Annotated in this window: 16 protein-coding genes; 15 read left to right on the plus strand and 1 reads right to left on the minus strand. The window is 68.0% G+C overall.

Translation table 11 applies throughout. From position 1 onward, the window contains the following. The first annotated feature begins 20 nt into the window (after window positions 1–20). The 5 genes from ACTHNC_RS12975 (at window position 21) to ACTHNC_RS12995 (ending at window position 4735) form a co-directional block, all read left to right on the plus strand. Window positions 21–344: a DUF2469 domain-containing protein gene (locus ACTHNC_RS12975; protein ID WP_170024148.1), complete on the plus strand. Its 324-nt coding sequence runs from the start codon at window positions 21–23 to the stop codon at window positions 342–344. Between the two features lie 167 nt (window positions 345–511). Next, window positions 512–877, plus strand: a complete 366-nt coding sequence (locus ACTHNC_RS12980; protein ID WP_440295025.1) for a YraN family protein — start codon at window positions 512–514, stop codon at window positions 875–877. Continuing rightward, entirely contained in the window at window positions 877–2412 is a 1536-nt protein-coding gene (locus ACTHNC_RS12985) for a YifB family Mg chelatase-like AAA ATPase (RefSeq protein WP_440295026.1), read from the plus strand. Before ACTHNC_RS12980 ends, ACTHNC_RS12985 begins: the two co-directional genes overlap by 1 nt. After that, window positions 2409–3794, plus strand: a complete 1386-nt coding sequence (locus tag ACTHNC_RS12990; RefSeq protein ID WP_440295027.1) for a DNA-processing protein DprA — start codon at window positions 2409–2411, stop codon at window positions 3792–3794. The genes ACTHNC_RS12985 and ACTHNC_RS12990 overlap by 4 nt, the downstream gene beginning before the upstream one ends. Before the next feature lie 35 nt (window positions 3795–3829). Next, entirely contained in the window at window positions 3830–4735 is a 906-nt protein-coding gene (locus ACTHNC_RS12995) for a tyrosine-type recombinase/integrase (RefSeq protein WP_440295028.1), read from the plus strand. 11 nt (window positions 4736–4746) lie between these two features. On the opposite strand, the gene ACTHNC_RS13000 is transcribed toward ACTHNC_RS12995, so the two are convergent. After that, the gene (locus tag ACTHNC_RS13000; RefSeq protein WP_440295029.1) at window positions 4747–5322 is read right to left on the minus strand and encodes a murein hydrolase activator EnvC family protein; all 576 of its coding nucleotides are present in this window, start codon (window positions 5320–5322) and stop codon (window positions 4747–4749) included. Window positions 5323–5489: 167 nt separating this feature from the next. Between ACTHNC_RS13000 and ACTHNC_RS13005 the strand changes: the two genes are divergently transcribed. The 10 genes from ACTHNC_RS13005 to ACTHNC_RS13050 all read left to right on the plus strand — a co-directional run bounded on the left by ACTHNC_RS13005 (window position 5490) and on the right by ACTHNC_RS13050 (window position 15240). Then, the gene (locus tag ACTHNC_RS13005; RefSeq protein WP_440295030.1) at window positions 5490–6983 is read left to right on the plus strand and encodes a sugar porter family MFS transporter; all 1494 of its coding nucleotides are present in this window, start codon (window positions 5490–5492) and stop codon (window positions 6981–6983) included. A 260-nt stretch (window positions 6984–7243) separates the two neighbouring features. Next, the gene (gene rpsB / locus ACTHNC_RS13010) at window positions 7244–8215 is read left to right on the plus strand and encodes a 30S ribosomal protein S2 (protein ID WP_440295031.1); all 972 of its coding nucleotides are present in this window, start codon (window positions 7244–7246) and stop codon (window positions 8213–8215) included. Window positions 8216–8254: 39 nt separating this feature from the next. Continuing rightward, on the plus strand, window positions 8255–9082 hold the full coding sequence (gene tsf / locus ACTHNC_RS13015; protein ID WP_440295032.1) for a translation elongation factor Ts: 828 nt from the start codon (window positions 8255–8257) through the stop codon (window positions 9080–9082). A 116-nt stretch (window positions 9083–9198) separates the two neighbouring features. Next, a complete protein-coding gene (gene pyrH / locus ACTHNC_RS13020; protein WP_440295033.1) occupies window positions 9199–9912 on the plus strand; it encodes a UMP kinase in 714 nt (237 codons plus the stop codon). Between the two features lie 54 nt (window positions 9913–9966). After that, window positions 9967–10521, plus strand: coding sequence for a ribosome recycling factor (frr, locus tag ACTHNC_RS13025; protein WP_440295034.1), 555 nt, complete (start codon window positions 9967–9969; stop codon window positions 10519–10521). 7 nt (window positions 10522–10528) lie between these two features. Continuing rightward, complete coding sequence (locus ACTHNC_RS13030; protein WP_440295035.1) at window positions 10529–11542, plus strand: phosphatidate cytidylyltransferase; 1014 nt, start codon at window positions 10529–10531, stop codon at window positions 11540–11542. 85 nt (window positions 11543–11627) lie between these two features. Next, complete coding sequence (locus ACTHNC_RS13035) at window positions 11628–12170, plus strand: DivIVA domain-containing protein (protein ID WP_440295036.1); 543 nt, start codon at window positions 11628–11630, stop codon at window positions 12168–12170. 310 nt (window positions 12171–12480) lie between these two features. Continuing rightward, entirely contained in the window at window positions 12481–13029 is a 549-nt protein-coding gene (locus ACTHNC_RS13040) for a lytic transglycosylase domain-containing protein (protein WP_440295037.1), read from the plus strand. A 130-nt stretch (window positions 13030–13159) separates the two neighbouring features. Continuing rightward, window positions 13160–14896, plus strand: a complete 1737-nt coding sequence (locus tag ACTHNC_RS13045) for a cation:proton antiporter (protein ID WP_440295038.1) — start codon at window positions 13160–13162, stop codon at window positions 14894–14896. 47 nt (window positions 14897–14943) lie between these two features. Beyond that, window positions 14944–15240 carry a hypothetical protein gene (locus ACTHNC_RS13050; protein ID WP_440295039.1) on the plus strand — a complete coding sequence of 99 codons (297 nt, stop codon included), beginning with the start codon at window positions 14944–14946 and terminating at the stop codon, window positions 15238–15240. Window positions 15241–15487 lie beyond the last annotated feature (247 nt).

Raw genomic sequence — 15487 nt, forward strand, 5'->3', positions numbered from 1 at the left:
CACCCTTAGACTTGTCGGAAATGGACGAGGACGAATTCGACGACTACGACCGCGAGGTCGAGCTTGCCCTGTACCGCGAGTACCGCGACATCGTCTCGCAGTTCAAGTACGTGATCGAGACCGAGCGCCGGTTCTACCTGGCGAACGAGGTGGAGTTCGTGCGTCGCGACACCGCGAACGACTTCTACTTCGAGATCACCATGCACGACGTCTGGGTCTGGGATGTCTACCGCGCCGACCGATTCGTGAAATCCGTTCGCGTGCTCACGTTCAAAGACGTCAACATCGAGGAGCTCTCCAGCAAGGAGTTCGAGCTCCCGAAGGAACTCGCGCTCGACGAGTAGGCGTCCGACGCGGGCTCCGTCCCCAAGGTGACGCGGCTGCGCTTCTCCACAGTTCAAGCGCGCGACTTCCCGGTCACAGGCTCGCCCGGAACCGGGTTGTCCCGATAGAGCCGTCTTCAGCGATTTCGGATGCCTTCCTCCCGCCACGCTTGCGGTGGAGGCGACCGATGGCGAAGAAGGATGAACTGGGCAGGCGCGGCGAGGAGCTCGCGGTCCGCTACCTGAAGGCGCGCAGCTACCGGGTGATCGCGCGCAACTGGCGGTGCCCGCAGGGTGAGATCGACATCGTGGCCGAGCGTCGGGGCGAGGTGGCGGTCGTCGAGGTCAAGACGCGTTCATCGACGGTGTACGGGCATCCGTTCGACGCGATCACCCCGGTGAAGGCCGCCAGGCTGCGTCTGCTCGCCGGCATCTGGTGCGAGGCTGCCGAACATCCTCCTGGCGCGTTGCGCATCGACGCGATCGCCGTGCTGGCACCGGCAGGCATCGCCGATCGAGATGTCGTCATCGAGCACCTGATCGGGGTGTGCTGATGGCGATCGCGCGCACGAAGGGGATCGCCCTGGTCGGACTCACTCCGTATGTCGTCGACGTCGAGGCCGACATCTCGCCCGGGCTCCCGGCCTTCTCGGTGATCGGGCTACCGGATGCCGCGCTCGGCGAGTCCCGCCATCGCGTTCGGGCCGCCGCGTCGAACTCGGGCCTGCCGATCACCTCGCGCAAGCTCACGGTCAGCCTGTCGCCCGCGGCCCTTCCCAAACACGGCAGCGGATTCGACCTCGGCGTGGCGCTGGCCGCCCTAGCAGCGGCAGGAGACGTGCCGCCGGACTCCGTGGCATCCACGGTCCATCTCGGCGAGCTCGGGCTCGACGGCAGGCTGCGACCCACCCCCGGCGTGCTTCCCGCGGTCATCGGAGCCGCTCGCGCAGGTCTCGGGCGAGTGATGGTTCCCTCCGCGAACGCGGAAGAGGCGCGGCTCGTGCCCGGCATGGAGGTCATCCCGGTGGCGTCGCTGCGGGATGCGGCGATCCGGCACGGGGCCGAGCTCGACCCGGTTCCCGTCGAGGCATGGGCGTCGACAGCGGTTCCGGATGACACCGGTGCGGCGCACGCGGATCTCGCCGAGGTCGTCGGCAACGACGAGGCGATCGAGGCACTCATCATCGCCGCGGCGGGCGGACACCACATGTTCCTGCTCGGACCACCAGGTGCGGGAAAGACGATGCTCGCGGAACGGCTGCCGGGGCTTCTTCCCGATCTCGACACGGATGCCTCGCTCGAGGCCACCTCGATCCGCTCGCTGTCCGGTGGCTCGGTCACCGGCCTCGTGACCCGGCCACCCTTCGAAGCACCGCATCACACCGCGACGGCTGCGGCGATCGTGGGTGGCGGCAGCGGCCAGATCCGTCCAGGAGCCGCGGTGCGGGCCGCACACGGCGTGCTCTTCCTCGACGAGGCGCCGGAGTTCCCGAGCTCGGTGCTCGACGTTCTGCGGCAGCCGCTGGAGTCGGGCGAGATCCGCATTCACCGTGCGAACGCGACGGCGACGTTTCCCGGCCGGTTCCAGCTCATCATGGCAGCCAACCCGTGTCCGTGCGGACAGTACAACGTCGGCGACGGCGATTGCACGTGCGCTCCCTCCGCCATCCGACGGTATCTGGGCAAGATCTCCGGCCCGTTGCTCGACCGGGTCGACATCCGCCTCGGGGTTCGCCGTGTGACGGCGGCGCAGCTGAAGCTCGCGTCCGAAACGCCCCGCACGAGCACGGCCGATGCCCGGGCCAGGGTCGTCCTAGCACGGGAAGCGGCCGCTGCTCGCCTGGCGGGCACACCATGGAACGCCAACGCTCAGGTGCCGGGTTCCTGGCTGCGAGAGAGCGCCCGGATGCTTCCCCGCGGTGCGACGTGCGCGCTCGACCGGGCTCTGGAACGCGGCGCGATCACGATGCGCGGCTACGACCGGTCGCTGCGGCTCGCGTGGTCGATCGCCGACGTCGCAGGAGCCGAGCATCCCAGCGCCGAGCACATCGGCACCGCCCTCTATCTCAGAAAGGGAATCGCGAGATGACCGTCTTCGGACTCGACGAGTCGCACGTGCGAGAGCTCGTGACGGGCGTCTCCGCCGTCCAGAAGAGCGATCTCGACGATCGCGAGGTGGCTGACCGCTTCGCACGGGCAGCCTGGTCCGTGATCACGGAACCGGGCGACGGAACGGCCGGCGCCCTTGTCGCCGAGCGCGGCGCCGCCGAGGCGCTGCGTTTCGCGCTTCGTGATGCGCAGAGCAGCCGTGCGACGGAGCAGAGTACTCGAGCGGCCGAAGGGGTGGCCGGGCCGCTCCCGCTGGCGGCGACGCCGCTCGCATCGTCTCACACGCCGCGTGGGCCGGATCACCCGGCGGCGGACGCGGAGGAAACGAGCCAGCTGAAGGCTGGGCTCGACCGCTGGCGGCCTCGGATGCGCTCGGGCGATGTGGAACGCGCTCTGCTGCTCGCCGCGCGCGTCGGAGCACGGATGCTCGTGCCCGGCACCGATCGCGGTCCATGGCCCGGCGGCGCCGACGACCTCGGTCCGCACGCACCGATCGCGTTGTGGGCCCGCGGAGACGCCACTCTCCTCGCTGAGGAGCGTGCCGGTGTGGCGCTCGTCGGTGCCCGTGCAGCTACAGGTTACGGCGAGCACATCGCAGGTGAGGCATCGGCGGGACTCGTCGGTCTCGGATACGCGATCGTGTCGGGAGCGGCCTACGGCGTCGACGGCATGGCGCACCGCGCGGCGCTGGCGGCGGGCGGACTCACGCTCGCGTTCCTCGCAGGTGGCGTCGACCGCTTCTACCCGGCGGGCCATGACGACCTCCTGCGTCGCATCACGGAGCACGGACTGGTGCTTTCCGAACTGCCGTGCGGCGCGGCACCCACAAAATGGCGATTCTTGCAGCGAAATAGGTTGATCGCGGCGTGCAGCGATGCGACCGTGGTCGTCGAGGCCGGAGCCCGATCGGGTTCGCTCAACACAGCCGGCCACGCGTCGTCCCTGGGAAGACCGCTCGGTGCCTTTCCGGGACCGGTCACCTCTCCCGCCTCGGCCGGATGCCACCGGCTGTTCCGCGAGTACGACGCCGTGTGCGTCACGAACGCCAGGGAGATCGCTGAGCTCGTCGGGCGGCCGAGCGGGGCAGCAGTCGCGGCGGCCGGTGCCGATCCGGACGGCGCTGCATGCGATGATCAGCTGACCGAACGCAGTGCAGCGGGCGACAACGGGCCCAGGGACAGCCCGGAGACGGTGCGAGTGCTCGACGCTCTCGCCACGAGGGTGTCGCGCACGCCGGGGGACATCGCCGCCCGATCCGGCCTGGCGGTGGGCGCCGTCATCGGAGTGCTCGGAACGCTGGAGGTCGAGGGCAGGGTACGGGACGACGCCGCCGGGTGGCGGGCGGTTCCGCGCCGCGCCTGACCCCGAGAGGCAGGAGGCGAGGCCAAGCTGGAGACATGTCGTGGGACGAGGCGATCGCAGACTTCGAGTCGCACCTTCGCACCGAGCGCGGATACTCCCCGAGCACCGTGCGCGCGTACGGCTCGGATCTGCGATCGCTCGCCCAATTCGCCGAACACGACGGGACGACGACGCCCGCGGCTGCGGGTCTTCCGCTGCTACGGGACTGGCTTTGGAAGTCGCAGCAGGACGGGCTCGCGAAGGCGTCGATTGCCCGTCGGGCCGCAGCAGCACGCGGGTTCACCGCCTGGCTGGAACGTTCGGGCGCGACTCCGGCGGACGCCGGCCGTCGCCTCCGCGCTCCGAAGGCGGACCGCAAGCTTCCGCGGGTGGTCACGCGAGACCAGGCGTCCGATCTGTTCGATCGTCTGAAGGAAAGGGCAGGCGGGGGCGCGCCGGGTGCCCTGCGCGACCTTGCCGTCGTCGAGCTGCTGTACGCATCCGGACTTCGTGTCTCCGAATTGACCGGCATCGACGTCGACGACGTCGACCTGGACCGCCTCACGGTTCGCGTCACGGGCAAGGGATCGAAGGAGCGCGTCGTGCCGTTCGGCGTGCCCGCGTTGAATGCCATCGTCGACTACCTGCGAACGGCGCGTCCAGCGCTCGCAGCCGGGTCAGAGCCCGCGGCGCTCTTCCTCGGCGCCCGTGGCGGGCGGCTCGGCACGAGGACCGTGTACCGCCTTGTCGCTTCGCTGCTCGAAGAGCTGCCAGGCTCAGGACCTTCCGGCCCACATACACTGCGGCACACGGCGGCGACGCACCTCCTCGACGGCGGAGCCGACCTCCGCGCCGTGCAGGAGTTGCTCGGCCATGCCAGCCTCGGCACCACCCAGATCTACACCCACGTATCGGCAGAGCGGCTCAAGGAGACGTACCAGCGGGCGCACCCGCGCGCCTGAGGCCTCGACTTTCAGCGCAACGGCAACAGCACGGCGCGCGGTACACCGCCGAAGAACCGCATCGGCGAAACGTACTCGCCGGCCACGCGCACGCCGAGGTGGATGCAGGTGCCGTCGCAGTGCCCGCCCCTGCCGACGACACCGAGCGCATCGCCGCGAGTGACGGCATCCCCGACCGCCACCGTCGTGATCAACGGCTCGATGCTGATCAACACCCCCTGTGACGTCTCCACGGTGACCGTGGGCCGGTCGACGACCACGCCCGCGAACCGCACCGTGCCCGACTCCGGGGCCAGGACGGGGTCACCGGGTCTTGCGGCGATATCGATGCCGCGATGTCCCGCCGAGTATCGCGAGGCCGGCGCTTCGAACGGGCGGATGACCGCGCGTGAACCGGCGATCGGCCACACCCAGTTGCCACCACCCGTTTCCTCGACGCCGGGCGCAGACGACGAGGCGAGAGGCACGGCAGACAGGAGAGGGCTCGCGCCCGCCGGTTCGGGGGTACCGGTGAGCGCGAGCGCCAGAGCCGCCGCCGCGACGGCGCTCACCGCTCGGGTTGCGGTGGTGCTGCGCGGCGACGACATGACGTGATCCTGACACCGCGAAGAGGCTCGGAACGCCGCCACCAGCCCCGCTGTGGATTGACGACCGGTCGCGGCGACGGGGGAGGGGAAGTCCGAGTCCTGGGCCCCGTGGGGTGTTAGCGTGCTAACTGTTGGCGTGCCAACGAGAGAGCGAGGGGGCGATCTCGATGTCAGACAGTCAGACGAACGAGCGGGAGCAGGCAGAGGGAGTGCGGGCCGCAGCCGCGAGTTCCAAGATGGGTACCGCGCATACCGGCAAGGTGCTCGGTGTCACGATCTCCGCCGCACTGGGCGGGTTGCTGTTCGGATTCGACACGTCGGTGATCAACGGCGCGGTCGACTCGATCCAGCACACGTTCAACCTGGGATCCGCGGCCATCGGTTTCACGGTCGCCATCACGTTGATCGGTTGCGCGGTCGGCGCCTGGTTCGCCGGGCAACTCGCCGATGCCTGGGGTCGCAAGTCCGTCATGGTGCTCGCCGCACTGCTGTTCGTGGCGAGCTCGATCGCATCCGGACTCGCGTTCGCCGACTGGTTCCTCATGCTCTGGCGGTTCATCGGCGGCCTCGCGATCGGCATCGCCTCCGTGATCGCGCCGGCCTACATCGGTGAGATCGCGCCGGCGAAGCTGCGCGGCGGTCTCAGTTCGCTGCAGCAGCTCGCCATCACGCTCGGCATCTTCCTCGCTCTGCTGTCGGATGCCGCGCTCGCAGGCTCGGAGGGCAACGCGATGCGTGCGCTCTGGTTCGGACTTCCGGCCTGGCGCTGGATGCTCCTGGTCGGCGTGGTCCCCGCGGTGGTCTACGGCATCCTCTCGCTCTCCATCCCCGAATCGCCGCAGTACCTGCTGCGCAAGGGCCGGCGGGATGACGCGAGAACCGTCGTGCGCGACGTGACAGGCGCCATCGACATCGACAAGCGCATCGACGAGATCGAGGAGAGCCTCGAGAGCGAACGGCGCGCCCGCTACCGCGACTTACGCGGCAAGGCGCTCGGGTTGCAGCCGATCCTGTGGGTCGGAATCGGCATGGCCGCGTTCCAGCAGCTGGTCGGCATCAACGCGATCTTCTACTACTCGACGACTCTGTGGAAGTCGGTCGGATTCAGTTCCAGCGACTCGTTCGTCACCTCCGTCATCACCTCGGTGATCAATGTGGTGCTCACGTTCGTGGCGATCCTGTTCGTCGACAGGGTCGGACGAAAGGCGCTGCTGCTCTGGGGCTCCGCCGGGATGTTCGTCGGGCTCGTGCTGGCTGCGATCTCGTTCTCGCAGGCGCACACCTCGGGCAGTACGGTGACTCTTCCGCAGCCGTGGGGTGTGATCGCCCTGATCGGTGCGAATCTGTTCGTCATCTTCTTCGCCGCCACCTGGGGCCCGGTGATGTGGGTCGTGCTCGGCGAGGTCTTCCCGAACAAGATCCGCGGGCTCGGGCTCGGCATCGCGGCGGCGTTCAACTGGGTCTTCAACTTCCTCGTCACGCTGCTCTTCCCGATCCTCAGCCAGGCCGTCGGGCTGGGCTGGGTGTACGGGGGCTTCGCCCTGTTCGCGGCACTGTCGTTCTGGTTCGTGTTCTCCGCCCTGCCGGAGATCACCGGGCTCGAGCTCGAGGACAAGTCCAAGCTCGACCGCCTGCACCGCGAGCGCGCCGAGGCCGCCTGAAGACCGAGGGGCCGTCCCTCGACTGCTATGATTGTGGGGCACCCCGCTGAGTCGGGGTGACTACGCGCGCCCGTTCGCCGGCGGAGCCCCGATGACTCGGGATCTTCGCGAATCGGCACAGGAATCCTTCGGTCTTCGACTCCGGTCGGGGCGGATGCCTGTCGAGCGCCAGGCGCGGGGCCGTCCGGCTCTCGCGAAGAAACCGACCAAGGCATCCTGCCGCCCTGAAGCCGCGGAGCCTTGAGACAAGGAGAACGGCCATGGCCGTCGTCACCATGCGCCAGCTGCTCGACAGCGGCGTGCACTTCGGACACCAGACCCGGCGCTGGAACCCGAAGATGAAGCGCTTCATCCTCACGGAGCGAAGCGGCAGCTACATCATCGACCTGCAGCAGTCCCTCGCCTACATCGACAAGGCCTACGACTTCGTCAAGGAGACCGTCGCCCACGGCGGCACCGTGCTGTTCGTCGGCACCAAGAAGCAGGCCCAGAACGCCATCGCCGAGCAGGCGCAGCGCGTAGGCCAGCCGTACGTCAACCAGCGTTGGCTGGGCGGTCTGCTCACGAACTTCCAGACCGTGTCGAAGCGTCTCGCACGCATGAAGGAGCTCGAGGAGCTCGACTTCGAGGGCACCACCAGCGGCTTCACCAAGAAGGAGCTGCTGATCAAGAAGCGCGAGCTCGACAAGCTGCACAAGTCCCTCGGCGGCATCCGCAACCTGAGCAAGACCCCGAGTGCGATCTGGGTGGTCGACACCAAGAAGGAGCACCTCGCCATCGACGAGGCGCGCAAGCTCGGTATCCCGGTGATCGCCATCCTCGACACCAACTGCGACCCCGACGAGGTTCAGTACCCGATCCCGGGCAACGACGACGCGATCCGCTCCGTGTCGCTGCTCACCCGCATCGTGGCCGACGCCGCGGCCGAGGGCCTCATCCAGCGTCACCAGAAGCCCGAAGAGGGCGAGGAGGGCGCTGAGCCGCTGGCCGAGTGGGAGCGCGAGCTGCTCGAGACCGGTGACGGTGCGGTGCAGTCCAGCGCCGAGACCGCCAAGGTCGCCGACGCCGACCTCGCAGAGGGCAAGGCGGAGGCCGCAGCCATCGGCGACGAGGAGGCCGAGCAGGTCGAGGCCACCGAGTCCGAGGCGGATGCCGAGGGCGCGGATGCCGAGGCCGAGGCTGTCGTCGAGGCGGATGAGGCCGCCGAGGGCGCTGCCGCCGAAGCCAAGTAACCCACCCTTCCTTCTCTTCTTTCAGGAGTTCACACCACCATGGCAAACGTCAGCATCGCCGACATCAAGGCGCTGCGCGAGCAGCTCGGCACCGGCATGGTCGACACCAAGAAGGCGCTCGAGGAGGCCGATGGCGACATCGAGAAGGCCACCGAGATCCTGCGCCTGAAGGGTGCAAAGGGCAACGCCAAGCGTGCGGATCGCTCCACCAGCGAGGGCCTCGTGACGGCTCGCGAGCACGGCGGCCGCGCCTACATGCTCGAGCTGAACTGCGAGACCGACTTCGTCGCGAAGAACGACAAGTTCATCGCCCTCGCGGGCGGTGTCGAGGAGGCCGTCGTTCAGGCGGGCGCCACCACGCTCGAGGAGGCGCTGGCAGCACCTGCCGCCACCAAGACCGTGGCCGACGTCATCAACGACGAGGCAGCGATCCTCGGCGAGAAGGTCGAGCTGCGCCGCTTCGCGAGCCTCGACGGCGACGCGTTCTCGATCTACCTGCACCGCACGTCGAAAGACCTGCCTCCGCAGGTCGGCGTCATCCTCGCCTACACGGGCGACGACGCGGACACGGCGCGCAGCATCGCGCAGCACATCTCGTTCGCGAACCCCGAGTACCTCACGCGCGACGACGTTCCGGCCGAGAAGGTCGAGAACGAGCGCCGCATCGTCGAGGAGATCTCACGCAACGAGGGCAAGCCGGAGGCCGCTCTGCCGAAGATCATCGAGGGTCGCCTCGGTGCCTACTTCAAGCAGGTCTCGCTGCTCGACCAGGACTACGCGAAGGACAACAAGCTGACCGTCGGCAAGGTCGCGTCCGACGCAGGCATCACGATCACCGGTTTCGCCCGGTTCAAGGTCGGCGCTTAAGCACAGTGAAGGGGAGTCCGGATCGTCCATCGATCCGGACTCCTTTTCTGTGTGTCCCGGCCCAGCCGGCCGCCATTACGTTAGATTCCGTACACGCTCGAGAAGGGACTCGCCACATGCCAACTGCCACGAGACGGAGGGTCCTTCTCAAACTGTCCGGTGAGGCGTTCGGCGGTGGCGCACTGGGAGTCAATCCCGACGTGGTGAGCTCCCTGGCCCGCGAGATCGCTCGGGCGGCCGAAGACGTCGAGGTCGCTGTCGTCGTCGGCGGAGGCAACTTCTTCCGCGGCGCGGAGCTGAGCCAGCGCGGCATGGACCGCGGACGCGCGGACTACATGGGCATGCTCGGCACGGTGATGAACGCGCTCGCCCTGCAGGACTTCCTCGAGCAGGCGGGAGCCGAGACGCGGGTGCAGTCGGCGATCAGCATGACCCAGGTGGCCGAGCCGTACATCCCGCGTCGCGCCGAACGGCACCTCGAGAAGGGTCGCGTCGTCATCTTCGGCGCAGGAGCCGGGCTGCCGTACTTCTCCACGGACACCGTCGCCGTGCAACGCGCGCTGGAGATCGGTGCGCACACCGTACTGATGGCCAAGAACGGCGTCGACGGCCTCTACAGCGACGATCCGCGCAAGAACCCCGAGGCGGTCAAGCTCGAGCGCATCACGTATCAGGATGCCCTCGTCCGCGACCTGAAGGCGATCGACGCGACGGCCCTCAGCCTGTGCCGCGACAACGCGATGCCGATGCAGATCTTCGGCATCGAGCCGGAGGGCAGCGTCACCGCGGCCATCCTGGGCAAGGAGATCGGCACCATCGTCGGCGGCTGAGCGCACGCCGGGCACCATAAGCTTGAACCGACCCAACGAACGAAGGAGCGACAGGTGATCGCTGACTCACTCGCCACGGCGACGGAGCGCATGACGAAGGCCGTCGACGTGGCCAAGGACGACTTCTCGACGGTGCGCACGGGACGTGCGAACCCGCAGCTGTTCCAGCGCATCCTGGTGGACTACTACGGATCACCCACTCCGCTCGCGCAGCTTGCCTCGTTGCAGAACCCCGAGGCGCGCACGCTCATCATCACGCCGTACGACAAGTCGGCGTTGAAGGAGATCGAGAAGGCGATCGTCGCAGCCCCGAACCTCGGCGCGACGCCGAACAACGACGGCACGATCATCCGGGTCACCATGCCGGAGCTCAACGAGGAGCGGCGCAGGGAATATGTGAAGATCGTGCGCTCGAAGGCGGAGGACGCCCGGGTGTCCATCCGCAACATCCGTCGCAAGGCGAAGGACGAACTCGACGCGCTCAAGTCCGAGGTGGGCGATGACGAGGTCGCACGTGCCGAGAAGGAGCTCGAGTCGATCACGAAGAAGCACATCGACCAGGTCGACGACGCCCTCGGGCGCAAGGAAGCCGAACTCCTCGAGGTCTGAGCCTGAGATGACCCAGCCGCCCGACGCATCCCCGCCACCGCCGGAGGATGGCGCGCGTCACGGCGGTGGGGCGTCGCTGTTCGGGCGCCGCATCCGTGACCGCCGGGCCGACATCGAACGTCAGGTTCAGGCTCAGGTGCAGGCCACCAAGGCGCAGCTGGATGCCACCAACGAGAAGATCCAGCAGCGCACCGGCCGCAATCTCATCTTCGCGATCCTGATCGGGCTGGTCGGCGGCGCACTGCTGCTGGTCAGCCTGATCGTGGTCAAAGAGATCTTCATGGTCTTCGCCGCGGCGCTGGCCGGGTTCGCCGGATTCGAGTTCGCCACGGCACTGCGCATAGCGGGACTCCGGGTGCCGCGTGTCGCGCTCACGGTCGTGGGCGTCGTGCTCGTGCCCGCCGCCTACTACCTGCACGCCTCGGGGGAGTGGGTCGTCGCCATCGCGGGCATCCTGTTCCTCTGGCTGTGGCGCATCGCCGAGGACGTATCCCCTTCCAGACGCGTCGGGGGACCGGCGCTCGTGCGCGACCTCGTGGCATCCGCACTGGCCATCCTCTACGTGCCGTTCCTGGCATGCTTCTCGGTGCTGCTCGTCGCACAGCCTGACGGACAGTGGTGGACACTCGCGGCACTCATCGTCGTCGTGTCGGTGGACACCGGTGCGTACGCGGCGGGACTGTCGTTCGGCAAGCATCCGATGGCCCCGACGATCAGCCCGAAGAAGACCTGGGAGGGGTTCGCGGGAGCCGCGGCGACCGCACTCATCGCCGGCGTCGTGCTCGCCATCTTCATGCTCCACGCACCGTGGTGGTTCGGACTCGTGTTCGGCGCGCTCATCCTGGTCTCGGCGACCGTCGGCGACCTCACGGAGTCGCTGATCAAGCGCGACATCGGCATCAAGGACATGAGCTCATGGCTGCCGGGACACGGCGGTTTCCTCGACCGCCTGGACTCGATCCTGCCCTCTGTCGCACTCGCCTACGTGCTGTACGTCATCTTCGAGCCGCTGTTCAGCTAGCGCGAAGCGATCGGATGTCTGCGGGCCGCCACGCCCCGTCGGCTTGCTGTGAGGCAGACACCAACCCTTTTGAGAGAATAAGCCCGTGGCCACGTTTCCCACCGTCAAGCGCAGCAAACGCGGATACGACCCCGAAGAGGTCGATCGCTTCTTGCGGCTCGCCCGGCGCGCCTACGAGGGCGATCCCGACGTGCCCATGACGGCAGAGGACATCCGCCGCACCGGTTTCGCGCTTCAGCGCGGCGGCTACCAGGCCGACGTCGTCGACGGGGCGCTGGAGCGGCTCGAGGACGCCTTCGCAGCACGCGAGCGCACCGAGGCGCGACAGGAGCTGGGGGACCGCCGCTTCCTCGACGAGGCGCGCGGCACGGCGCAGGTCATCCTCAACCGGCTGGGCCGTCCGGAAGCACACCGGTTCGACCGCACGAGCATCTTCACCATCGGATACAACAAGCGCGAGGTCGATCGATTCGCGAAGCGGCTGGTTCGCTACTTCCGAGACGGCATGCCGATGTCTGTCGAAGAGGTGCGCACCGTGGTGTTCCGGCAGCAGCGACACGGCTATCGCGAAGCGCAGGTCGATCTCCTGCTGGATGCCGTCGTGGACGTCATGCTGGCCGTCCGGTGACGAGAGACGGCACTCGCAACCCGGAAAAACCGGCATTCAAGACGAATCGCATGGGATTCGCTTTTGTCCTTCGGGCGATCTTCGTTATCGTAGTGTGATCGTGGGCAGGCGAGTACGACACCTAGCAGAGCCTCCGACACCGACCCGAAGCACGGTGGAGGCGTTTGTTCAGCGACCCCAGTCCGCCCTCAGGGCAGAGCCGGTTCAGCACACCCGCCCCAGTGGCCGGCGATCGCAGTCGAGGTTACGTCGCAGCGCACGGCCGGTCGTTGTCGGGGTCGCCTTCCTCGCCGCCATCGGCTTCTTCCTGGTGAACATCGTCGACCCGTACTCCGGCGCCACCGCGTCGCCGGAGTTCGCCTCGGTGCACTCGAGGTTCCTCGACCAGCCCATTCAGAAGCTCGCCGTGTCGGGTAAGGCCAACGCCGAGACCGTCAGCATCGATTCCTTCAGCTCGAAGGCGGCGCCGAAGCCCGTCGTCAAGCCGACGGTCACCTCGTCGTCCTCGTCGGGCAGCGGCTCCTCGGGCGGTGCACCTGCCGCCGGCACGCCCGACCCCGGCAGCGCCCAGGCGTACGCGCAGAGCGTGCTGGCCTCTCAGGGCATGGGAGCCGACCAGTTCAACTGCCTCGTCGCGCTCTGGAACCGCGAGTCGCACTGGAACGTCTACGCATACAACTCGAGCACCGGTGCCTACGGAATCCCGCAGGCGCTGCCCGGCAGCAAGATGGCGTCGGCGGGTTCCGACTGGGCGACCAACTTCGTCACCCAGGTGAACTGGGGGCTGGGCTACGTCGACGGCCGGTACGGCACCCCGTGCGGCGCGTGGGACCACTCCGAGTCGACCGGCTGGTACTAGGCCCTCACAGAAGTCGCGGCCCTGAGGAAGGCTGGCCCATATCGCGGCTTCGCCGCTCACGGGCTCAATCGGCTCGGCCGCCCGCGCGAGCGCGCCCGGCTCTCGCCTCAATCGCCCATAGGCTGACGCCATGGAGTACGCGCTTCTGATCATCGCGGGCATCGTGGTGCTGGTCGCCGCCGCAGCGTTCTCCAAGAAGCTCGGCGTCGCCACGCCGATCCTGCTCGTCGTCATCGGCATCGGCTACTCCTTCATTCCGGGGGCGCCGCACCTCGCGCTGAACCCCCAAGTGGTTCTCGACCTGCTGCTGCCGCTTCTGCTCTACGCGGCGGCCGTGCAGGTGCCGATCGTCGACTTCCGGCGCAACCTCGGTGGCATCGGCATGCTCTCGGTCGTGCTGGTGGTCATCTCGGCCGTGGTGATCGGCTTCATCCTGTACGCGCTGCTGCCGCAGCTGAACCTCGCCGCCGCCATCGCGCTCGGGGCGGTCGTGAGTCCGACGGATGCCGTGGCCGCAACCGCGGTCGCCAAACGACTCGGCTTGCCGGCCAGAGACGTCACTCTCCTTGAGGGCGAGAGCCTGGTCAACGACGCGACCGCGCTGGTGCTGCTGAAGTCCGCGATCGCCGCCACGGCGGCATCCGTCAGCCTGTGGAGCGTTGCAGGGGACTTCGCCAAGTCCGTCGTCGTGGCGATCGTCGTCGGGCTGGTGATCGGTTTCGTCACGGTGTGGGTGCGTTCGAAGTTCTCGGAACCCGTGCTCGACACGGTCATCTCGTTCGTCGTTCCGTTCGCCGCGTTCATTCCCGCCGAGGCGTTGCAGGCGTCAGGCGCCCTCTCGGTCGTCGTCGCCGGGTTGTACTCGGGTCACCAGGCGGCGCGCAAGTTCCGCGCCCAGTCGCGGATCAGTGAGCAAGTGAACTGGCGAGTGATCGCGTTCGTGATCGAGAACGGTGTGTTCCTCATCATGGGCGGGCAGCTCGCCGGGCTCGTGCAGGAGTCGGTGAAGCATCCGGAGATCGGGCTGCGCGAGACGATCGCTCTCGGCTTGCTCGTGGTGGTCGTTCTGCTGTTCGTGCGTGCCCTGATCGTCGCGCCGGTGCTGTGGCGTATCCGCAGGGCGGCCAGCCGGGCCGACGACGGGCGGGAACGACTGTCGACGCTGCGAGACCGCATGAAGGCGTGGCGGGAGCGGTCCGACGACGACCGCACCCAGCAGCGCGCCGATCGCGCAGAGCACCGGATAGCCCAGCGGGATGCCGACATGGTCGACCTGCAGAAGAACAACGTCGGCTGGCGCGACGGAATCGTGCTCACCTGGGCCGGTATGCGCGGAGTCGTCACGCTGGCGGCCGCACAGTCGCTGCCGCAGGGCACGCCGTACCGCGCTCAGCTCGTCCTCATCGCATTCGTTGTGGCCATCGTGTCGCTTTTGGCGCAGGGCGGCACGTTGCCGTGGATCATCAGGCTGACCGGAGTGCGCGGAACGGATGCTGCAGCAGACACCCGAGAGCTGGCTTCGTTGCTCGACGAGATCGGCGAGGCGGCCGACAGGGCCATCGACGACGCCGACATCGATCTGCCGGAGGGACAGTCGGTCGATCCGGAGGTCGTGCAGCGGATTCGCGACGACATCGGGGTGCTCGCTGAGTCGACGTGGGAACGCGCGGCCATTCGCGAGGGCCGCAGTCCCGTCGGGCCGCACGCCCAATACGGGCTGCTGCTGCGCATCGCCATCGATGCTCAGCGAGAGGCACTGCTGGAGGCGCGGTCGAAGGGCGCATACCCCTCGCGTGTGCTCGGCAGGGCACAGGCGCTGCTCGACCAGGAGGAGGCACGCCTGGAGCGCCGGGACGTGAGTGACTGAGGCCGCGCACCGGGCGTCGTGGAGTGACCGAATCGTAGAATGGGCGGATGCCGCGCAACAATCGACCCCGCAAGCGCGGCTCCTCCGGGCACTCTGATCACGGCGACCTGAGCCGCCTCTTGGACGGCTGGCGGCGCACCGAGGTGCGCAGGGGACGCGAGTGGAATGTGCAGCCGGTGGGCGAGGCATCCGCCGTGAAGAGCTACACCTGTCCCGGTTGCGGTGGTGTCGTCGCGCCCGGCGTGGCGCACCTCGTCGTGTGGCGTGCGGACGGCGTGACGGGCGACGCCGCCGACCTCGAGGCCAGAAGGCACTGGCACAGCGGATGCTGGCGGATCGCCTGATCACCTGAGGTCTCGATACGGCGCGCGTCAGCGCGCGCCTACTCGACCTGAGTTGTGGGGGGGGCAGCACACGCCCGGGGGAACCCACAAAAAGGCGGGGGGGGGGGGCAGCCTGGTGTGGTGTGTTGTTTTTCTTCTGTGTTTTTTTTTTTTTTTTTTTTTTTTTTTTAACTTTTTTTTCTTTATCACCGCGCCTGCGGGGCCCCCCCCCCCCCCCCCCCCCCCCCCCCCCCCCCAACTCAGGTCG

The organism is Humibacter sp. (assembly GCF_051954055.1).
GTDB lineage: Bacteria > Actinomycetota > Actinomycetes > Actinomycetales > Microbacteriaceae > Humibacter.